At 57.2% G+C, this 21,023-nt stretch carries 17 protein-coding genes and 1 pseudogene; 12 read left to right on the forward strand and 6 right to left on the reverse strand.

Features of this window, described 5'->3' with window-relative positions; translation table 11 throughout:
- Positions 1-148 (forward strand): annotated as a pseudogene (locus ACK8OU_RS17640) (electron transfer flavoprotein subunit alpha/FixB family protein); the annotation flags it as partial.
- Positions 149-151: 3 nt separating this feature from the next.
- The gene (locus ACK8OU_RS17645) at positions 152-448 is read left to right on the forward strand and encodes a hypothetical protein (RefSeq protein ID WP_410304698.1); all 297 of its coding nucleotides are present in this window, start codon (positions 152-154) and stop codon (positions 446-448) included.
- Between the two features lie 1,426 nt (positions 449-1,874).
- Here ACK8OU_RS17645 and ACK8OU_RS17650 read toward each other — a convergent pair.
- Positions 1,875-2,342: a DUF421 domain-containing protein gene (locus ACK8OU_RS17650; RefSeq protein WP_410304699.1), complete on the reverse strand. Its 468-nt coding sequence runs from the start codon at positions 2,340-2,342 to the stop codon at positions 1,875-1,877.
- 585 nt (positions 2,343-2,927) lie between these two features.
- Here ACK8OU_RS17650 and ACK8OU_RS17655 point away from each other — a divergent pair.
- Positions 2,928-3,314, forward strand: coding sequence for a hypothetical protein (locus ACK8OU_RS17655; RefSeq protein ID WP_410304700.1), 387 nt, complete (start codon positions 2,928-2,930; stop codon positions 3,312-3,314).
- A gap of 396 nt (positions 3,315-3,710) precedes the next feature.
- Positions 3,711-4,307, forward strand: a complete 597-nt coding sequence (locus ACK8OU_RS17660; protein ID WP_410304701.1) for a hypothetical protein — start codon at positions 3,711-3,713, stop codon at positions 4,305-4,307.
- A gap of 325 nt (positions 4,308-4,632) precedes the next feature.
- On the opposite strand, the gene ACK8OU_RS17665 is transcribed toward ACK8OU_RS17660, so the two are convergent.
- From ACK8OU_RS17665 to ACK8OU_RS17675, 3 genes are all read right to left on the reverse strand, one after another.
- Positions 4,633-5,487, reverse strand: coding sequence for a metallophosphoesterase (locus tag ACK8OU_RS17665; protein ID WP_410304702.1), 855 nt, complete (start codon positions 5,485-5,487; stop codon positions 4,633-4,635).
- A 133-nt stretch (positions 5,488-5,620) separates the two neighbouring features.
- Entirely contained in the window at positions 5,621-5,950 is a 330-nt protein-coding gene (locus tag ACK8OU_RS17670) for a DUF6634 family protein (protein WP_410304703.1), read from the reverse strand.
- 369 nt (positions 5,951-6,319) lie between these two features.
- Positions 6,320-7,177 (reverse strand): hypothetical protein, encoded by an 858-nt coding sequence (locus ACK8OU_RS17675; RefSeq protein WP_410304704.1) that lies wholly within the window; start codon positions 7,175-7,177, stop codon positions 6,320-6,322.
- A gap of 818 nt (positions 7,178-7,995) precedes the next feature.
- Between ACK8OU_RS17675 and ACK8OU_RS17680 the strand changes: the two genes are divergently transcribed.
- The 4 genes from ACK8OU_RS17680 (at position 7,996) to ACK8OU_RS17695 (ending at position 10,857) form a co-directional block, all read left to right on the forward strand.
- Entirely contained in the window at positions 7,996-8,424 is a 429-nt protein-coding gene (locus ACK8OU_RS17680) for a type II toxin-antitoxin system PrlF family antitoxin (RefSeq protein WP_410304705.1), read from the forward strand.
- Between the two features lies 1 nt (position 8,425).
- Positions 8,426-8,917 carry a type II toxin-antitoxin system YhaV family toxin gene (locus ACK8OU_RS17685; RefSeq protein ID WP_410304706.1) on the forward strand — a complete coding sequence of 164 codons (492 nt, stop codon included), beginning with the start codon at positions 8,426-8,428 and terminating at the stop codon, positions 8,915-8,917.
- A 614-nt stretch (positions 8,918-9,531) separates the two neighbouring features.
- Positions 9,532-9,855, forward strand: a complete 324-nt coding sequence (locus tag ACK8OU_RS17690) for a hypothetical protein (protein ID WP_410304707.1) — start codon at positions 9,532-9,534, stop codon at positions 9,853-9,855.
- A gap of 495 nt (positions 9,856-10,350) precedes the next feature.
- On the forward strand, positions 10,351-10,857 hold the full coding sequence (locus ACK8OU_RS17695; protein ID WP_410304708.1) for a hypothetical protein: 507 nt from the start codon (positions 10,351-10,353) through the stop codon (positions 10,855-10,857).
- Positions 10,858-11,098: 241 nt separating this feature from the next.
- Here the strand turns inward: ACK8OU_RS17695 and ACK8OU_RS17700 are convergent, their stop codons facing one another.
- Complete coding sequence (locus ACK8OU_RS17700) at positions 11,099-12,454, reverse strand: IS1380-like element IS1247 family transposase (protein ID WP_078527637.1); 1,356 nt, start codon at positions 12,452-12,454, stop codon at positions 11,099-11,101.
- A gap of 380 nt (positions 12,455-12,834) precedes the next feature.
- Between ACK8OU_RS17700 and ACK8OU_RS17705 the strand changes: the two genes are divergently transcribed.
- Positions 12,835-13,794 (forward strand): heparan-alpha-glucosaminide N-acetyltransferase, encoded by a 960-nt coding sequence (locus ACK8OU_RS17705; RefSeq protein WP_410304709.1) that lies wholly within the window; start codon positions 12,835-12,837, stop codon positions 13,792-13,794.
- Between the two features lie 319 nt (positions 13,795-14,113).
- On the opposite strand, the gene ACK8OU_RS17710 is transcribed toward ACK8OU_RS17705, so the two are convergent.
- Positions 14,114-14,962 (reverse strand): DUF1206 domain-containing protein, encoded by an 849-nt coding sequence (locus ACK8OU_RS17710; protein WP_410304710.1) that lies wholly within the window; start codon positions 14,960-14,962, stop codon positions 14,114-14,116.
- A 330-nt stretch (positions 14,963-15,292) separates the two neighbouring features.
- Here ACK8OU_RS17710 and ACK8OU_RS17715 point away from each other — a divergent pair, with 330 nt between their 5' ends.
- Genes ACK8OU_RS17715 through ACK8OU_RS17725 form a run of 3 tightly spaced genes read left to right on the forward strand, consistent with a single transcriptional unit; the run spans position 15,293 to position 20,749 of the window.
- Entirely contained in the window at positions 15,293-16,054 is a 762-nt protein-coding gene (locus ACK8OU_RS17715; RefSeq protein ID WP_410304711.1) for an ImuA family protein, read from the forward strand.
- A complete protein-coding gene (locus tag ACK8OU_RS17720) occupies positions 16,029-17,492 on the forward strand; it encodes a Y-family DNA polymerase (RefSeq protein WP_410304724.1) in 1,464 nt (487 codons plus the stop codon). The genes ACK8OU_RS17715 and ACK8OU_RS17720 overlap by 26 nt, the downstream gene beginning before the upstream one ends.
- On the forward strand, positions 17,489-20,749 hold the full coding sequence (locus ACK8OU_RS17725) for an error-prone DNA polymerase (RefSeq protein ID WP_410304712.1): 3,261 nt from the start codon (positions 17,489-17,491) through the stop codon (positions 20,747-20,749). The genes ACK8OU_RS17720 and ACK8OU_RS17725 overlap by 4 nt, the downstream gene beginning before the upstream one ends.
- Positions 20,750-21,023: the final 274 nt, after the last annotated feature.

A 21,023-nucleotide genomic window follows, 5' to 3' on the forward strand; every position in this document is an offset into this window, starting at 1 on the left:
TGCCATCCAGCATCTCGCCGGCATGAAGGACTCGAAGGTCATCGTCGCCATCAACAAGGACGAGGAAGCGCCGATCTTCCAGGTCGCCGATTATGGCATCATCGGCGATCTCTTCGTTGTCCTGCCGGAACTCGAAAAGGCGCTGTAGATAGTGGGACAGACGATATTCATCCCTCGTGAAGCCGATGCGATGGAAACGCGCGGTCCGTGTGCTTGGGGTTTCTTCGCTGGCTGCCGGCCACAAGACCCTTTTGCCGCAACTGATCGAGGAACTGAATGTGCAGGGCGGGCACGCATCATCGTCGTCTGCGGCGGCGTCGTGCCGCGCCAGGATTATGAGTTCCTGCTCGATCAGGGGGTGGCCGCGGTGTTCGGCCCCGGCACCAATGTGCTTGAAGCCGGCCGGGCCGTGCTCAACCTGATGGAAGGCAAGCGCCGCAACCAGTGATATTCTGACCCAGCCTAGATTCCGTTACCGACAGGTTTCTGGTTCGCTTAAAGCAACAGGTTAACCGCTCTCAGTACGCGATGAAATCGTTCGGGTTTGTCAGCCTTTGTCACCAACTGCGATGAAGGGAAGGAAACCATGAGCGTATCGTCAGAAATGAAGACGCTGACCCCACCACTCGACTATCGCACTTCAGACTGATTGGCGTCCGCACTCATTTTACCCAACGTGGCGGGCTGGGCTTATTTTACCGGTCTGGCCCCCACAAGAAAACTGCAAGCTGATTTGTGCATGCCTGCGCTGATGGCCTCACATGCATCGAAAGAACGGCTGCAGCCAGGTTTGTGTTAGGAGTTTGAAGCCGCGGCACTTGGCTGGCAGCTAAACCTCGCGTCACCCATTTTCATGATACACCGCAGCGCCGTTGTCGATGTGCCAATCTGAACGATGTTGACAGTTGATGATAGCTGAGACCTTCACGACGGGGTTGGCAGCTGGTCTAGAACTGCATGCTAAGGTTTCACCGTATGCTTCCTGAGATTATCCGTGGTCGTGTCCCAACCGGTGGTGTAGCTTGACGGTTTCCGATCCGCTCGCGAGCGCGCCATTGAAAGCGCTGTAGCGAGCGAGCGGCTTCGTCATTGCCGAGCTACACCACCTGACGGTACACGACCTTGCGCGCCGATTTCGCTGTCTAGACTGGCGAATTGACCGCACCCCATCATCGCAGTCCGTCCAGGTGTTGGGCGCAGCTTGCCCGTAATGGATTTTCGCACGAGGCCTGTTCGGAAGAGGGGGCATCAACCCCGGGTCTCCGCAATGCGCTTAGATCGCTAGCAGCCCGAGATCGAAACGCACCCTCCATCGTCATTTTGGATACGAATACGTTTTTGGCGCGCCCTGGTCTCGGAATCCAGCCATTCCAACTTTCGAGACCCCGGGGGCAAAAAACTCACGCGCAGCGCCGAGGATTGCCGAAGCACCCATCGTTGGACGCTGTCTTTCTGCTATGACACGAGGAGCACAGCGCCTGCCATTGGTTCCTGTCCCAGAACACCGTCTCATCACCACGATGCGGATCGGTGGTCGACGATGTTCGCCGGACGGATCACGCCATGAGCTTCGCAGTCGACGCACAGCGGATGCTCGCGCAGGAAAGCCAGGCGTTCGGCCTGCCAGCGGATCGACCTGTATAGCTTACGTGCAATCGGATCGCGCTTGCGGTCATACTCCCGGTCGCGATCACGTTGCTCTCGCCATCCAACTGGGCGATGGACGGGCGGACGAACATGCAAAGCTAACCTCGATGATGCGAAGGTGGTGATGAAACAACAACGCGGCGGACATTCGGCAGAAGTGGAGGTTGCAACTCGGGATTTCGACCCCGTTGGCGCAAAATGGCGAATGTTGATATTCTAATCCGTAGCTATGCCCTGAGCGCGACGGATATCGTTCCGTCGCCTTCAAGGATGGCATAGTCCACCTGGATCACATCGGAAGCGCCAGCGGACCGCGCAGCGCTCATAACCTCATCGGGGGTTATCCGCTCCCGCTTCATCGCACTTTCACAGTAGTTCCCAGCGCGGACCAGCAAAGATGGATCGGATCGTACCGCTTTGGCAAAGCGTTGGGATCGAACTGAGCTGAAAGTTACCAGAAACTGCAGCGACAGCAGGAGCGCAAGAGCCGTCGCACCTTCTGCAAGTGCCACAGACTCCTGTAGTAGTATTGAAGCAAGGATTGACCCAAGAGCCACGGTGACGACAAGGTCAAAGGCATTCAACTTGGACAGAGACCTTTTGCCAGAGATGCGGAGAAACAACACCAGCGTTGCATAGGCCAGGATGCCAACGATGATGGTGCGGATAATCCCCTCCCAGTTCTGGAAAAACATCTCTGACCAATTCATTTCTCGCCTCCAGTTAACGGTGGATCTTAGGCAATCGCGATCTACGGATTTCGTTGCAACCTGCCCCGAGCTTCGTCAGGCCAATGAGATAGTACGGTGCCTGAGGCCGTCCGGAACGATAGCGTCGGCAAGGGGATGCTCTCGTGCAATGCGATCCATGTCGCGCTTGCCGCCACAGCGATAGCGTGACGGCGTGTTCGGATGAGGGCAGGCGCCTCTTCATGCCCGGATGAACCAGCGATTGTTGCGGCGTGAATCCCGTACCGGACACGAGCCGCAAAAAAAGGAGCCTTATGCACGATATTTCAGGATGACTGCGTTTCTGACTGTTAATCAGAGGTGACGATGGATCGCGGCGGATCGCACGAATAATGCGCCTCGATCAAGAAAATTATTGTCGGCGCTTTTTTCCTATTGAGCGTCGGCAATTTTGCGGCAACACTAAGTATATTGATAATGACAACTCCGACTAACCGTGGTTTTCAACTTCGCAGACGATAAAGAAACCTGTTCTGTTTTTTGTAGCCAGTGTGTAAGAGCGGCGCCTTTTATTGAACTTAGGAGAATTATATGACGGATAGACTATTCAAGGTGATTGACGGTTTTCATTACGACACCGCCACAGCTGTGAAAATCTGTACTTTCCAGTATGGAATACCCCAGAAAAACTCACGGTACGAGGAAACAACGCTCTATCGAACGCCGGGCGGACGGTTCTTTCTCGCCGGATGCGGCAACCCTCTTTCGCGGTGGAAACCCTCCACGCGTACTGGCCCATCTAGCTACGGACTGATTGCCCTCACTGAAGAAGAAGCCCGGCGTTTTGCTGAGGAAAATGGGACTGAGGACATCGTAGCCCGATATTTCAAGCCAAGAGCCTGGAGAGGATACGAGCATCCGAAGGTGTCCTGCACCGTGATTAGTCTGGACGACAGGCGCAATTCCAAAAAGCGCTGATCCTGGAAGGGTACAGCCAAGCATTTCACCAGGATCATCTGCAAATTCTTGCAGAGATGGTTCATCTCCTGAAGCAATGTAGCAGGCTTTGCCGTGCGAGATCGCAGACGATCCGCAATGTATGTTCAGACGGCTACAGCGGCCGTCGTGGAGACGGGTCCTTACTCCGGTACGAACTCCGAGCCCTGAGCCGACATATCGCGGGTTCCAGAACGGTATTGGCCTCATTTCTATTTCGAGCGAGGGGATAATGTTGAGAGTACGATCTCAAGCATCCCTACACGTGATAAGGAAATTAATGGTATTAAAAGCAACATCTTGATTTAACCAAGGATCTATGGTAGTATGTATATGCATGTTGTGTGCGCAAATGTTGTTTTAATAAGGAACAAAATTATGAAAAGTCGTGATTCACAGAGGTCAAAACTATATAAAGCGGAACGTGAAGCTTGGCAAGTCTTCTCATCGCCTCTCGCGACGGTCGCTGATATTCGGCAGTACCTGGAACGACAGTCCACCCGCAAACCGCTGCAGCATCGCTACGGCGATGCGATCAATGTCACCGAGTGGGAGCTTGAAATTGCGGATGGACGCGGTACGCTACATGCTGCTGCCTACGGCAGCCACAGGATTTCAATTCCCCTGTGGGCCCGCAACAATGGGGTAGTGCTGCATGAGTGGGCCCACATCATCCATAACCGCCTTGAGATCGACGGCCGAATTTCATCTACGACGTTCGACCTTTGGCGGCATGGCAGCCGTCGGCAAGAGCTTCGGGGTGGAGCTTCACATGGATGGCAGTTTGCGGCGATCTACCTGGACCTGGTGCACTTTTGCATCGGCAAAGAGGCAGCCGCGGCCCTGAAGGAAGCGTTCAAAAAACACAAAGTGCGCTATCGCCCGAAAAGAACGCGGGTCCCAACGCAAGAGCAGCTGGAGCGGCTTGCGACGATGCGGGCGGCAAGAACGACTCCGGTTGTAAAGGCGGCTTAGAGAGGCACCATTATCGGCCAGGCGGCGTACTGATATTCCACGGGCTCGACATCTAAACGATGTCGGGCCCGTGGTCTTTCGGGAGGTCGGAACTGTTATGGGCCGCCACGTATGGCGTCTCTGAGATTGCCGATCGAGTAAGATGCGCGCTTTCGTCTTCGGGCGGCCGAGGCCGCACTGCGGCCGGCCGGCAGGGAGCTCAGGGTCATCCATTTCCTAACTGCCACTGGCGTACTACTCTTCGTCTTGAAGACGTCCGGCAACGTCCTTGCTCTACAACATTCTTCGATGATCGAACCTGGAAAGGGTTTGCTCCAGGAGAGCATCATTGGTCTTGTTCACCGATATCATCGGTATCGATGACCCAGTTCCATCGAAAATCATTTCGACCTTGCTCCCATCCATATCCGTGGGGATTGCAGATGATACGGCTTCGGCCGACCTGGATGTCAAAAGCGTAATGCGTGTGTCCGCAAATCCACAGATCCGGTGCGAGCTCGGAATGAAGGATGTCATCGAAGGCCTCCGCGCCACAAGCGAACAAATAATTTCCTAGTGCATTTGCATAGATTGGCGGCGTGCACTCGGGATGCGGCATGTGATGCGTTAAAACAATCGTGCGGCCATCGAACTTTTCCGCTAGTTTCTGCCGGAGGTAAATGGCATTCGAACGGTGCAAATCCAGCATGTGTTCAGGCGTAAACCGTTCGCCACCTTTCATATAGATCACTCGAAAATCATTCAGGATTCCGCGGGCTTCGTGCATTCGCTGCGGCAAGTCAGATTGCGTGGGAAGGTTCATCTGGAGATCGACCCACAAGGTCGCTCCGATGAACCGCGTGTTGCCGATGACTAGTTCATCTTCGTCCAGGCAATGAAACCTTTGCGGCCAGTCCAGCGACGTCGTTTCGACAGCTTTGATCGCCAGTCGGTCGCTCTCGAGCGAGCGATGCTCGTCACCGACGGGCCATCTGTCATGATAGAACTCGTGGTTGCCGGGAACATAAATGATCGGCTTGTCGTACCGGTCGATCAGAAATTCCGCGATAAAGGGGAGGTTCGGAGCTGAATTGAGATCGCCAGCGATTACAATCGCATCGCAATCCGGTGCTTGCTCCCGCGGAGGAAACGCAACCTGTTGCTGTTCAGAATGGACATCAGACCAGATCCAGAGTTTCATACGTATGCCCCTTGCCTAAATTTTTGGATGATTTTTTTTCAGATTTCCCATGACGCGATGGAAGTCTCAGGGCAGACGCCCAGCGCCTCCATGTCATGCCCGTTGATGTGCAGCACCGATCAGCTCGCCCCGCTTAAGCGACGACGTATTCTTCTCCGAGGCGATAAAAGCGGCTGAACGTGCGCGCATATTTTCTGTCGAGATCGATGAGCCAGACCTCGGACGTAAGGCCGTTTGGCACAACGCTGCCGAGCCGAGGGTGCTCCAATATAACGCCCGCAAGACAATTCGCGCGGCGCGCACTCAGCTGCCAATGGGTGATTACCGGTGAGTTATCCAGTTCGTGCTCACTCGGGTAATCACCGTGCAATATGCGCTCCAGATCATCAGCCAGAGCCCGAAGCGCGGTGATTTCAGTTTCGAGGCGTTCACGGTTGTATTCGCCGTTTTCGATGATGGTCATGGTCTGTTCCTGACGAATGAAAAAAGGAGGGTGTTCATGCGCGCAGCGCAGCTACGCGCACGTGGATCGACACTTCAGAAATCCAGTGCATTGGTGTGCTTGCCGGGCAACGCTAAACATCGGTCTGGAGCATGCTCGCTCGTTGAGCGCAGCAGACGCTCCGGCAACTTCATGTGGTTGGTGCCACTCTGCTGCTCCCCAGTTGGTCGTTGGGCGCCTCGTTGAGAAGGGGAGCTGTTCGCCTTCCAGCACGGTTCGGACCAACGCGCGTCGGCTCGTGCTTTATGCGCCAGTAGGTGCAGAGTTGTCCGTGGCGCACAGGATCGTAAGCATCACATGTGCTCATCGATCCCGATGGTTCGCGTCCCGTCAGGGTGACTCGGATGGAGGCGTCAAAATCCGGTAGTTCGGCTCACGCAGGCTGTCGAATGCCTGGAGCGCAATCTCGACAAACGCTTCATCGATCAGTCGCTCCTGCTCCGCTTCCGTTTTTGCCAATACCTCTCCAAGCCAGATCTTCACCTCCTCACGAAGAGCTTCCTGCACGTCGAGCGCTTTATCCGCGAGGCCTGGCTTGCCGATCAGCTTATCAAGATCAGCAAGCGCCCAAATGTTATGGTCCACAAGACTATCGTCGAGCAGCGGGTCGATCAGCGCGAATTCGTAACGGGCGTCTTCAATGCCGAAGTATTGCCGCCCCAGCCGGTCCCAGACGGGTGCCGCGAAGGTTGTATCTCTATACCATCTGCCAAGCGCGCCTTCCTGCGCGGCGACGCCGTATAGCATATGGATGCAGCGCAGCCGGTTCTGCTCTGGCTCATAAACGAGCAGATCGAAAGCATAGGGGCCCGTCGGCAGTTCCTGGCGGATCCGGGAAACGTCGATTTGGCTTAGCGTTGCTTTCGTCGCGATCGACTCGATGACATGGTTGAATGTATCGCGCGTCAGAAGCCCGGGACGCGGCGGTTGGATGACCTTGCTGGCCTCGGGCTCCTTGGCCATCGCTTCTTCGATCACTCCGATGATCTTTTCGCCTTCATTCCAAAGGGAATAGCCTAAAATCAAATCGCGAAGTTCGTGTTTCTTGCTCTTGCGATCAGGAGCGCAGTCAATGGAATGCAGGAGCAATGACAGGTTCAATGACACGTTTGCTTCGCGGTGGAAATTGCGCAGTGGGAATTTGTTTTTGACGAAGTCGATGTAACCAATAATCGTTTCTGCAAACATGAGTTCTCCTTCTCCGACAGGGTTGTTCCGTCTGGAGCCATTGGATGTGAGCGACCGACCGCACACGTGCTGTCCGTGCGCAGTACCAGTGTTTGAAGACAGCCGACGATCAGGCGTCGCGCGTCTGCGCACGCTTAGGGCGGCTAAGATGAAATGGGGAGTTAGTGCAGCTAACCGCAGCGAACGCGCAGGAAGCGGAAATTATGTCCGCTGCTGAACCATCAGGGATGCGTTCCCCATAGGAGATGGATCTTTTAATTGAACGCGAATATCGATATTGTGCGACACAGGCTTGGCTCCCGCTAGGTAAGGGCTGAGTTCAGTCTCCATCCTTGGTGCTCGAACACCGGGATGGAGGCGCCTGATCAATCAGGCAAGCGGACTATTGCAGGATCTTGTTTGGGCCGCAAGGATCCTGCATCGAAAAAGATCTCAATGCGCCAATTTTATCTAAGTCCCGGATATCACCGGCTTTTTCTGCCTCGCAAAAATGGCGATAAACGCAGCAGCCACAGGCATTTTGCATTGGCCGATAGTCAAAGTCCGAAGGTGAAAGTTATCCACAGGCCTGTTGAAATGGCGCTATTCAGCCGCAATGGGCAATGGCGATGAGCCGCTGACAGCTCGCCATGTGCGAATAGACAATACGAATTTGAAGGTTATACCGATCCATGACTGGCCTTCATACCGATGGTCGCGTCGAGATCGACTCCAACCGGATCGAAAGTCTCGTCCGTCCATTGCTCTGAAGCGCAACAATATGATCTTCGCCGGTCACGACGAATGCGATATCGCCTGGGGCCCTAAGGCCACGGATGATGAAGGTCATGCGCAATCTCAGTTCTCCCAAGCGGCTTGACGAGGTAAGGATTATTCCTTACATTGCGATCAAGCTATCAACGGAGGCCCTCATGGGAGCGCTACTAAGGGAAGAGAGCACCATCACCGCCAAGGGACAGACCACCGTACCTAAGTCCGTTCGGCAGGCGTTGGGCGTGGACTCTGGCGACCGCATCGCCTTTTTCGTCGATGACCAGAGGCGCGTCTATGTTCAGAAGGCCGAAGCCGGGGAGAGTGCCGATCCTGTCATCGGGCATTTCCTCGAATTTCTCGCGCAGGACATGGCAAAGCATCCCGATAGATCAATCGTTCCTTTCCCGAAATCCCTTCTGGATCGCGCTGTTGCCCTGACGGCAGGCATGGGTGTTGATCTCGATGCCGAGATTGAAGGGGACGTTGCGATCTAACATGCAGATGGTCAATGGCTGGAGTGTTCTTGCCCATCCGCTCTTCCTCGACCAGTTGGAAAAACTGGTTGAGGCCGTCGAGACCGTGAAGGCGAAGAAGCCCGACGATTACCGAAAGAACGCCAACACCAAGCTTTTGGCCGCTATCATCAAACTTGTTTTTGAGACAATACCAGTTGATCCGACGGCGACCACCTATCGACAAGGTTCCACGCTTGGAGATGGGCACAAGCACTGGTTTCGAGCGAAATTCGGCAACGGGCGCTTCCGCCTGTTCTTTCGCTACGATACGCGTTCGAAAGTCATCATCTTCGCCTGGGTGAATGATGAGACTACCTTGCGCACATACGGGTCCAGGAACGATGCCTACAAGGTTTTCAAGGGCATGCTGGACGATGGCAACCCACCTAACGACTGGGACGCGTTGTATAAGGCTGCATCTGGTTCCTGTACGGATGAGCGGCTCAAGAAAATCTCCCTCGCAAAACCATGACGACAAAGATGGGTTGTCTTTAAGGCGGCTTGGCTGAAGGTAATCCTCCCCGCCAATAAGGGGCTTCAAAAGCAGAAATTTCTCGGCAGACATCCCTTGGGCGAGGGTCTCCCAGCGGCATCCGCCAGCACGGAGGCAAGCTCCGGCCAGAACAGAGGAAGATGGCGCAGCGTATAGGCTGTGATCCGGTACCGACGTCGGCATGTCCACTGACATGCGCTACTTCACTTTGCTGTTGCCAATTAGCGATTCTGGCAGAAACGCCGTTTGTGGCGTAATCCTGGATGACGTGCTGAAAGCGGCTGCAGGAGACTTTACATTGAAGTGGGTTGCGGGCAGCTCGTTTTCGGTTGCGTAGAACGCTTTACAGTTTGCAGCCACGGCATATCAGGTTGCCTGCAATGTGCCTCAATTCGAAATGATTTGCAGTAATGCGATTCAGGATCCGAGATTAGCGTTACGGTATTCGAGATCTTCGTTGCGTAGGTTAAGTTTTCCGATTCGAGCGGCAACGGCGTTTGCGGGGCAGGCGCGGTCCAGGCACAACAGCGCTTTGCGCCGACGGGTTTTTGAGCTCACTATGGTTGAGAGTGACGCTGTCCGGAGGAGGAGCCATGGCAACGAGCAAGCAGACTGACCGACTACGCAAGCAGCGGGATCGACAACGCCACTATCGCGATCGGCTGAGAGCTGAGCGCAGACCTGACCGCGACGACGTCGCGCGGGTGTTTCTCCATTTCATGATCGTCAAAGCAGTGAAATCAGGCGACAAGGATGGGATGGAGAAGCTGATCGATATGCTGCTTAATGCTCTGGCGGCGCAAGGGTTCGATAGAGACGCATCCCTGGATGTCATTGAAGACCTGATCTTCCGCTACACAAAGCGGGGCTGGGATTTCCGCCGCAAGGTACATCTGATTTCAGATTTTGAGACCTGATGGTAACGACACACTGGTAGTCGATACCATCAGCTCTATGCTGTTTTCTACCTTCGCTATAACAAACGCAGTTTGCGGAGTCTGTCTGTTTTCCCCCCATTACTCAATCAAACGCCGTTTGCACCTGAATCGCGTTTCGACTGTTATTTCAGAACCGCTTCCGGAAAACGGTTCATAGCTTCTTCAAGGATGTTTGAGGCCTTTCGATAACCTTGAACAAGGACCGCTACAGAGGCCCATATTCAAGGTTATCTGCCTTTCGAGGCGGAGGTAGCTGCCCATTCGTTCTGTCAATACCTGCTGCACCACGATGATATTTGAACCCTTCGAGTGCCTCGCCGAGACAGGGCTGCGGCCAGCCTGCGACAAGGTGTTAGTAATTCGGCTCAAAAACGGATCATTTCAGAATGGCTCAGGAGGCATTTAGGTGATGTCAAATTTATAAGAGCTTGATTTTGTTATGTTTATGTGCTTTAATGAGAATGTCAGTGTTTTTTGAAGCTGACGATCATCATTTTCAAAGAAAGGTATATTGTGATGATTGGAAACGACGTAAGTGACTATGGTATCGATAAAGCTCGCCACGGTTTGGCTGCTCGCATGCTCGAGGATCTGGAGGAAGGGCACTTCTCTTTCCTCGCCGATGAAGCGGCGGTGGTAAAGCGGTACAGCCGATCCAACCTGGATGCCGCGTGGCAGCAATTCTTGCGTGCATGTCGTGCGTATGCGACGCTTAATGGCTGCTTGGTGCTGGTGGACGACACTAACAAGTGCTTCGTCGACAGCGTTGATATCGTCGGCGAATACGATGCCAATTCCATGAACGAGTTTGCTGTTTGTGCTGCGACGACGTACAGAGAAAAATTGTTAGGTTCGGGAAAGCTGGGTTCGGTTTTGTTGACGGTATATCGGCTTCCGCGCGCCAACTACGAAGATATCCCGTGGTCTCATTTTAACGAGCGCGGCGAGTATATCGGCGAGTTGCGTTTGAAGCTCAGCTAGTCAAACGTTCAAAGCTTGAACCTGCATTCCCCAAGTGGCGTGTCGTTTGAGGTGAAGATCGCCTGTATCCGAGCGCTAGACAAGGATTTTCTGCCGCAAGCGGCACCTGCGGTCGCGCAGACTGCTGGATCTGGACGGATCAGACCGCGAAGCCGCTGTTTCCTTGCCCAGGGGCGGCGTTTTTCAGCGCAGCGGACAGATCTGTCCAGCCGCTTTCGTTCAGTTTGAGCGTGGATCGCGATCATGCGCATAGCGGTGGCGCTCGCAATCGGCGGATAGCGGCGAGGATGGCGCGTACCATCGTGCCGGTGACAGCGACCTCGGCCAGCTGGAAGGTGATGGTGCGGGCGTGACGGACCACACGTGCCCCGATCTTGATCAGCTTCAGTTGCAGGCTGGTCAACGACCAGTCGGCCATGGCCTCGGGCAGCTCGATGCAGTGCAAGAAGGTGGCCAGGTTGTACGCCAGGGCGTGCAGTTGCAGCCGCACCTCATTGTCGCGGAACTTCCGGCACGACAGCCGCGTCCAGCGAAAGGCGTATTTGCCCTCTTTGATGTGCTGCTCGGCGGTGCCGCGCTGGTTGTAGAACCGCACCACCCAGTCCGGCTCCATCGGCAGGTTGGTGACGATGAAGCCGACACGCGGGAACAGTTCGCCCGGATGCCATTCGATCTTGGCGATCACCCGGCGTTCCTTGTCCCAGGACGCCGCCTGATACTCGAATTCCTCGAAGAACCGCTTGACCTTGGTCAGTGACGGCCGCCCGACAGGGCGCGTTAGCCGATGCGCGATCTTGTCCTTGAGGACCGCGTTTGCGGGCAGCCGGATGGCGTAGAAGAACCGCGCTTCTTCCAATCGCTCATAGATCGCCGGGATCGCGTAGGCAGCATCGGCCCGGAAGAACCTGCCACCAAGGTCGCGCTCCGCGTAGCGCGCAATGACGGGGTCGAGAACATCACGCCAGCCATCGGCGCTGTGGACGTTGCCATGGCGCAGGGCGCAGCGTTCCAGCATCCCGAACTGGTTGAACAGAAAGTTGGGGTGATAGCAGCTACAGTCGAAATGGCCATTCCAGGCGGACCCTTCCTGGTCGCCATGGGTCGGGCTGACCGAGCTGTCCATGTCCAGAACGATGTACTTCAGCCCGTTACGGTCATGGAACCGGTCGATCCATTGCCCGTTCAGGTCGGCCAGCGCGGCACGGTTCCCGGCCAGAGCCAGCGTCTCGGTCTCGAACCGTCCCATCTGCGATGCCGAGGCCGCTTGTGCATCGACCGCTCTGCCGCCGACAACTTGGCGCATGACCGGATCGCAGGCGAGACGGTTGGCGTCGTTGACATCCTCGTATCCGGCCAGCCGCCCAAAGACTGATTGCCGGAACAGGCCGTCGAGCCGATGGACCGTGTTCTTGCCAGAGCGAGTATCGCGCAGCGCCGCTGACGCCAAATCGGACAACCCGAGCGCGTCATCAAGCTCGCGCATCACCAGAAGGCCGCCGTCGGAACTGAGCTGCGTGCCGCGAAATTCCAGCCGCACGCGAGGGTCGAAATCCACCCGATCTGCCCGTTGCAAGCCCGCACCCTCTGGGTGATCCATGAAACGCGCCCCTCGCAGCCTTCAACACCATGTTTTATATAGGAAATATAATGGTCAGGACAGCGAAATCAGCGCCTTACTTGGGAAATGTGGGTTGAAGCCTAAACCGGAAGTGCGCATCGACTGCTTCCGGTTTTTCGCATCTCGGAGTGGCTGCTGGCAAAATGTTTTAGCTGTCCACGAATCTGCTGAGTTGGAAATCTTCGGTAAGGCGAACGGAATAGTTTGCTGCAAAAACCGACAGGCCGAACAATCCTGTATCGAGGGGATGGTCGGCGTTTAGGGACTTCGTAGGGGCTTTTAGCCCGCAGCGTATCTATTCCCCTGCGCCAAGTACGGGCATCATCTCAGGTGAGTCGTACAACTGAGAGCCCGTTCGGATGGATATGCAGCCTTCGCCTACCGCGCGCACCCGGGTAGAGCTGGTCGATGTTGCTCGAGGCCTCGCGCTCGTTGCCATGGCCATCTACCACTTCGTCTGGGATCTCGACTTCTTCGGCTATATCGATCCCGGAACGTCCATCACCGGTGGCTGGCGCATCTTCGCCCGCTGCATCGCCATCTCGTTCCTGTTCATCGTCGGCGTGAGCCTCTACCTCGCAAACACGCAGGGGTTCCGGCGCAAGTCCTATATCCGCAGGCTCGCCATGATCGTGGCGGCCGCGCTAGCCATCACTATGGCGACGCTGCTTGCCACGCCCGATGCGTTCATCTTCTTCGGCATCCTGCACCACATCGCCCTGGCCAGCGTGTTAGGCCTTGCCTTTCTCAGGCTTCCAGTGGTCCTCATGATCGCAAGCGCCATGGTAGCGGTGATCCTGCCTCAGGTCATCGAAGGCGGAATCTTCAATCATCCGGTCCTCTGGTGGACCGGCTTGTCTTCCAATGTCCGACCATCAAGCGACTTCGTGCCATTGTTCCCGCTCTTCGGTGTGGTGCTGCTCGGTATAGCTACAGCGAAGGTAGCGGAGCAGGCGGGCTGGACCGCGCGCCTGGCAGCACTCGAATGGCCCGACCGCATCCCAGTGCTTAGCTGGATTGGCAAGCACAGCCTTGCCTTCTACCTCGTTCACCAGCCGATCCTTATCTCGCTCGTCTGGCTCTTTGCGCAGGTATCTCCACCGCCGACGCCGGACCAAGGCGATCTCTTCCTGAACTCCTGCAATGCAGAGTGCGTTTCCTTCCGCGATGAGATGTTCTGCAACTCTTATTGCGGCTGTCTCCTCGATACGGCAGAGGCGAATGGCTTCCTGGATCAACTGTTCACGCCAGATGCAGCGACAACCTCTCGGCTGCAGGAAATGGCGAACATGTGCCTGATGGAGCATTCGGAACGATAGGATCGAGCGGGATGGTAGGTGCAGCGGCCAACCCATTTGGGGGATGGGAAATACGTTCGACGGCCGCTGCAACTTAAGTATGCATCGTCTTTAGGTTGCGTGCAATATCATTATTCAACCATGAGGACGAGCGCAGCGCTTCACGTGATCTGCTGCGGGCCTTCGCGGAGGCCGTACCGTCACGCACCAGCCGTTGTGGGTCATGATCATCTTCCCCACCCATTGCCCATGTCCACGAGCCCAGTGCCTTCTCCCTTCGCACTAGCCGTGGTCTGATCGATGAAGATATGGCCTACCACCACATCCTGTCATGAGCCAGCTAGACTCGCACATTTTCGATATCGACGCGGCGATAGACCGCCTCGGCAAAGGAATACGCCGCGAAGGCAATCAGACCCACGCCCATCAGGGAGAGCAGCAGCCAACCCAGCGGCAAGCCCTGGACGAATTCGAGTGCGGCTTTGGAACTGGCATCCTCGCCGCCACGCACAGACCGCGTCGCGAGAAGGAACGCGAGTATCAGGAAGACTGCGCCCCTGGCGATCAGGCCGGTTTTAGCAATCGGGTGTATGATCCGCATAGCGTTGTCGCTGGCATCCAGATGTCTCGCGTAGCGCTCCCGCACAGCCTTTACGATGTGGGCGATACCCACAACCGCAAGCACGGCTCCTAATATGGCGGATGTCCATTGCGCTCCAACGAACCCGGCAAGAGTTTCGGCCCAATCGCCTCCGCCACTTCCACCGCCGCCGCCCGCTCTAGCAAGAGACCAGCTATAGGTGGCAAGAACAGCGTACGTGACGCCGCTCACCAGTAAGCCCGCTCGTATCGCGAGGCCTTTCGCATCGGTGCCATGATTGTCAGTGTCGAACAAAGACTGGGTAAGCCGCCAGAGCGCATAGAATACGAGGCCGGCGATGAGTACGTAGGCGAGTATGCTTCCGCCGGCACCCGAGAAGAGCGTTCTCAGTGCGTCTTTCGACCCCATGGTTTCGCCTGCTCCGATTGCTGCGAGCGCCGCGAAGAAGCCTATCACTGCATAGATCAGTCCGCGCGCCGCATACCCCGCTCGAGCAAATGAGCGAAGCCAGTTCTTTGTTTTCCCAGTCAACGCGCTCTCCTGCAGCCCATGACCGGCGGAAACGCGTCGGCAAAAAAGCTGTTTCATAGGCCAACGCCAGGATCGCAGCCCGCTTCCCAGGAATGGGCACACTAAGGCGTAAGCAGCTTCGCGATAAGAGGAAGACGACAGCTCGGGTGGGAACTATTGCCGGCCAGCGGTGGACAACATCCTCAACGCGCGAACTCTCTCAGCGCAAATCATACATCGCTCAGACCAACGGTCTTCGATTGAGGCAGCAGCGGCCGTTTGCACGAGGGGAGCCCCTTCCACGGAACCTCGGATCAGACTCTTGTTGACTCAATTCGGACATTAGAACAGATAGTGAACATAACAGCCCTTGGCTGATTAGAATGCATCTGACAACCGGAACCGATTATGACTGGCCACGCGGCAAATCCTGTCATTGCCCAGCTCCAGGAGCGCATTGCGCACCTGGAGACTGGCCTGGGCCGCGCTCGCAAGGTTCTGCCGTTTGGCGTCGCCGAAATTGATCGAAGGCTACCAGGTGGCGGGTTGGGGCTCGGTTGCCTGCACGAAGTTGCCGGTGGTGGCAATGGAGCTCTCGATGGTGCAGCTGCGGCAATGTTTGCGGCAGGGATTGCTGCCAGGACAAGAGGCAAGGTGCTGTGGATTCTCACCCGCAGCGATCTCTTTGCACCGGCTCTTGCTCAAGCTGGCCTGCATCCAGATCGGGTAATTCATGTTGAGGCTGGAGACGAGAAGACAGTTCTTGCCTGCTTCGAAGAAGGTCTTCGCCATGGCGGGCTTGGCGCCGTGGTGGCCGAAACCGCGCGTCTTTCCATGCAGGCATCAAGGCGGCTTCAGCTAGCAGCAGAAGGATCAGACACAACCGGTTTGGCCATTCGGCGTTGGCGTCGCCACACCGAGGCTACCGATTTCGGACAGCCGACCGCAAGCGCCACCCGCTGGCGCGTGTCGGTCCTTCCGTCAGATCCTCTTCCTGTCCCAGGGCTTGGACGCGCCCGCTGGTTACTTGAACTCATTCGCTGCCGGGCTGGAGAAAGTGCAGATTTTGAAGTGGAGGCTTGCGATGAAACGGGTCGTGTCGCTCTTCCTTCCAAGGTGGTCAACCGATCGCCTCAGAAGGAAGATGGGCAACGCTTCGCCTCCAATTGAGGCGCCGCTTGCCCTCGTGGGACGGTCAGGCAGACGCCGGGCGGTCGTTGCTCTGGATGCCCGCGCGGAAGCGCTAGGGCTCAGTCTTGGCATGCCTGTCACCAAAGCGCAGGCCCTGGTGCCTGGACTCGTGGTTATGCATGCCGATCCGGCGGGTGATGCCGAAGGACTTGAGAAGCTAGCCTTCTGGGCGCTGCAGCGGATCTCGCCAATCGTTGCTGCAGATCCCCCCGACGGCCTTGTAATCGACACGACCGGCACCGCGCACCTGCATGGTGGAGAAGCAAAGATGCTCGAGACCGTGGTCGCGAAGTTTCGCCAATCGGGCGTTGAAGCATGGGCCGCCGTTGCAGATAGCTGGGGTGCAGCCCATGCGGCGGCGCGTTTCCTGCAGCGGCGCACGATGATTATTCCCGAAGGTGGAAGCGAAGCAATGCTGCGCCCCTTGCCACTGGCGGCACTCCGGTTTGATAACCCGACGATTGTTGGTCTTCGTACGCTCGGATTTGAAACGATCGGCGACCTGATGGATCAGCCAAGGGCCCCGCTTGTCCTGCGTTTTGGTCCGGAAATCACCCGGCGTCTCGACCAGGCGCTTGGATGTGTCGGAGAACCGATCGATCCGGTTCGTTCGCCAGAACTGATCGAGGTGCGCCGCGTCTTCGGTGAACCGATCGGCGCAGCGGAAACAATCGCCCGCTATATCGGTAAGCTTGTCGATGCACTTTGCGGTGAACTTGAACAGCAGGGTTTGGGAGCGCGCAGGCTCGATCTCCTGTTTCATCTGGTCGATGGCACCATGCAATTCATCCGCATCGGCACAGCCCAGCCGGTGCGGGATCGCAAGCGTCTTGCCCGTCTGTTATGCGACAAGATCGAGACCGTCGATCCTGGTTTCGGCATCGAGATCATGGAACTTGTTGCCGTTCAGTCCGAACCGCTGCGAGACAGGCAGGTAGTCTCTTCGCTGGCCGAGACCCCGGAAGCAGATATCGCCGATCTGGTCGATATTTTGGCCAACCGTATCGGCGGGAACCGGCTCTACCGTGTTGTTCCGGTTCAAAGCGATGTGCCGGAACGATCGGTTGCGCGTACTTCCGCCCTTGCGCCTGAAACCGGCGCCACATGGGAAGGCGATTGGCCACGCCCTCCACGTCTGCTGCCGCGGCCCGAGCCGATCGAAACCATGGCGCTCCTGCCCGACCATCCACCGGTCTGGTTCACCTGGCGTGGCGTTCATCACCGCGTACGGCGCGCCGATGGGCCGGAACGGATCCGCGGCGAATGGTGGAAACGCGATGCGGAGATGACCACCGTTCGGGATTATTTCCGTGTCGAGGACGATAGCGGCGCGCGTTACTGGCTGTTTCGTTCCGGCGACGGCGAGCACGAACACAGCGGCACGCATCGCTGGTTTCTGCATGGGCTTTTCGCATGAGTAGCCCGCGTTACGCCGAGTTGCAGGTTACCTCGCACTTCTCCTTCCTGCGCGGGGCGAGCAGTTGCGAGGATCTGTTTGTTCAGGCAGCTGCGATGGGCATTGAAGCGTTGGGCATTGTCGATCGTAACAGTCTGGCCGGCATGGTTCGGGCGCATGAGGCTGCAAAAGCTACGGGTATTCGCCTGATCGTCGGATGCCGGCTCGATCTCGCCGATGGCATGTCGGTCCTCGTCTATCCTACCGATCGCTCGGCTTACGCGCGGCTCTGCCGCTTGCTCTCGCTAGGCAAGAAGCGAGGCGGCAAGGGCAAGTGCCATCTCGAATGGACTGATGTCGTTGCCTATGGCGAGGGCATGATCGCCATTCTTGTTCCGGACATGGCGGACGAAACCTGCAAGCTGCAGTTGCGACGTCTGCGCGAGACGTTCGGCGACCGCGCCTATATGGCACTGACATTGCGCAGGCGACCCAACGATCAGTTGCGTCTCTGGCAGTTGTCGAACTTGGCAACCGCCGCTCGCGTGGCGACGGTGGTCACCAACGATGTGCTATTCCATGAGCCCAGCCGACAGCTCATGCAGGATGTCGTGACCGCCATCCGCCATAACGTCACCATTGATGAATTGGGCCATCGACGGGAACGCTTTGCCGACCGCTATCTGAAATCTGCCCAGGAGATGCACCGACTTTTCGGCCGCTATCCTGAAGCGCTTGAGCGCACCATCCGGATCGTGGAGCGATGCACGTTTTCGCTGGACGAGCTGGCTTATCAATATCCTGAAGAAAAGCTTTATCCTGACCTTTCGCCCCAGCAGGCTCTTGGAAAGCTGACATGGGAAGGTGCTGCAGAGCGTTACCCCGAAGGACTGCCGCCAAAGGTTCGTAACAACCTGAACCATGAACTGGCGCTCATCGCCAAGCTCGACTATGCGCCCTATTTTCTCACGGTCAACGCCGTCGTTCGCTTTGCAAGATCACGGGGGATTCTGTGTCAGGGCAGGGGCTCGGCGGCGAACTCAGCCGTCTGCTTTGTGCTTGGCATCACCTCGGTCGACCCGGATCGCAATGACCTGCTGTTTGAACGATTCGTGAGCGAGGAACGGCGGGAGCCGCCGGATATCGATGTGGATTTCGAGCATGAACGGCGTGAGGAGGTCATCCAGTGGGTCTACGAGACCTATGGCCGCCAGCGCGCTGCTCTTTGCGCGACCGTCATCCGTTACCGGGGCAAGGGGGCGCTGCGGGACGTGGGCAAGGCGCTCGGCCTGCCCGAGGACCTGACCAAAACCTTGTCGTCGCAAGTCTGGGGCTGGTCGGAAGGTGTGGAACAGAAACATGCCGAGGGGCTCAATCTCAACATGGACGATCGACGGCTGCGTCTGGCGCTTGAGCTGGCGCGCCAACTGGTGGGCACCCCGCGCCATCTTTCCCAGCACCCAGGTGGTTTCGTGCTCACCCGTGACCGGCTTGATGAACTCGTTCCCATCGAACCCGCTGCCATGGAGGACCGCCAGGTCATCGAGTGGGACAAGGACGATATTGACGCTCTAAAATTCATGAAGGTCGATGTGCTTGCCCTCGGCATGCTGTCCTGCATGCGGCGTGCCTTCGACCTGCTGGCCGAGCACAAGGGCGAAAGGCTGGAGCTGGCCACCATCCCTGCCGAGGACCCTCGTACCTATGCCATGATCAGGCGCGCCGACACGCTCGGCACGTTCCAGATTGAATCGCGGGCTCAGATGGCCATGCTGCCGCGCATCAAGCCGCGCACTTTCTATGACCTCGTCATTGAAGTCGCCATCGTGCGGCCCGGTCCGATCCAGGGTGACATGGTCCACCCTTATCTGCGCCGCCGCGAAGGCAAGGAGGAGGTGACCTATCCAAAGCCGGAACTCGAGGCGGTGCTGGGCAAGACCTTGGGCGTCCCGCTTTTCCAGGAGCAGGCGATGCGGGTTGCCATCGAATGCGCAGGCTTTTCCGCAGGTGAGGCCGATCAGCTGCGCCGTGCCATGGCAACGTTCAAGCATACGGGTGGCGTGTCCAAATTTGGCGAGAAGCTGATCCAGGGCATGGTAGACAACGGCTATGAGCGCGATTTTGCCGAGCGCACGTTCCGTCAGCTCGAAGGGTTTGGCTCTTACGGTTTTCCTGAAAGCCACGCCGCGTCCTTTGCGCTGATCGCCTATGCCTCGTCATGGATGAAATGCTGGCATCCGGACGCATTTTGCTGTGCCCTTCTCAATGCCCAGCCAATGGGCTTTTATGCGCCAGCCCAGATCGTGCGCGATGCGCGCGAGCATGGCGTCGAGGTTCGACCGGTTTGCGTCAATGCGTCCCGCTGGGATTGCACGTTGGAACCAACAGGCCGCGACGACGGGCTGTTGGCGGTCCGGCTGGGTCTACGCATGGTCAAGGGGCTTGGCAATGCTGAGGCCGCACGCCTTGTTTCGTGCCGCGAAGATCGACCATTTGCTTCCGTCGACGATCTCTGGCGCCGCGCCGGCATTCCGGCTGCAGCCCTGGTGGAGTTGGCTGAGGCCGATGCATTCCGTCCCGCCATCGGCCTTGCGCGACGCGAAGCGCTCTGGGCCATCAAGGCACTGCGTGACGAACCACTGCCGCTCTTTGCCGCTGCCGCCCGACGGAAAGCCGAAGTCTTGCCCGAACAGGCCGAGCCAGGTGTGTCGTTGCAGCTGATGGCGGCCGGACGAGAGGTGGTGGAAGATTATGGGCATGTCGGTCTGACGCTGCGCCAACATCCCCTTGCCTTTTTGCGTACGGAACTTGCGCGTCGGCGCATCATCACCTGTGCCGAAGCTGTTGCCTCACGTGACCGGCGCTGGGTCAACATCGCCGGCCTTGTGCTGGTGCGGCAGCGGCCGGGTTCGGCCAAGGGCGTAATGTTCATCACGCTGGAGGATGAGACGGCTGTCACCAATCTTGTGGTCTGGACCAAGGTATTCGAGAAATATCGACGCGTGGTCCTGGGCGCAGGAATGGTCGGGGTGACGGGCAGGGTCCAGCGCGAAGGTGAAGTGGTGCACATAATCGCGCACGAGCTTCAGGACCTTTCGCCTGAACTGGCCAGCATCGGCTCGCGTGACGCGGCATTCCCGCTACCCCACGGTCGCGGTGACGAGTTTCACCACGGATCGTCGGGCTCCGATCCACGCGGGCTGCCAAAGGCGCGGAACCTAGTCGATCCCTACGATCATATTGACAACATCAAGGTCAAGACCAGGGATTTCCGCTAAGTGGCCCGGGCCCTGGACAATGAGGCGCTCCTTGGTCTTCACGTTCTTTGTGCAGAATCTCGCCTAGGATGCGATGAACCTTGGCTTCGAAATCCGCGCCGTTCGCATCCAACTCAACTTCGCAGCGGCCGTCGCCACGCTCGATCTCCGGTACAGAGTAGCGGCTTGCTTCGAGCTTGCTCGGCCTCGAACGCCGCCGTCACCCAGCAGCACCGTCTCAATAAGCGAGCGTCGCCAAGGCGGGATGATCCACCTCCATATCTATGGTGACGGA

This window comes from Pontitalea aquivivens (assembly GCF_046507575.1).
Lineage (GTDB): Bacteria > Pseudomonadota > Alphaproteobacteria > Rhodobacterales > Rhodobacteraceae > Pontitalea > Pontitalea aquivivens.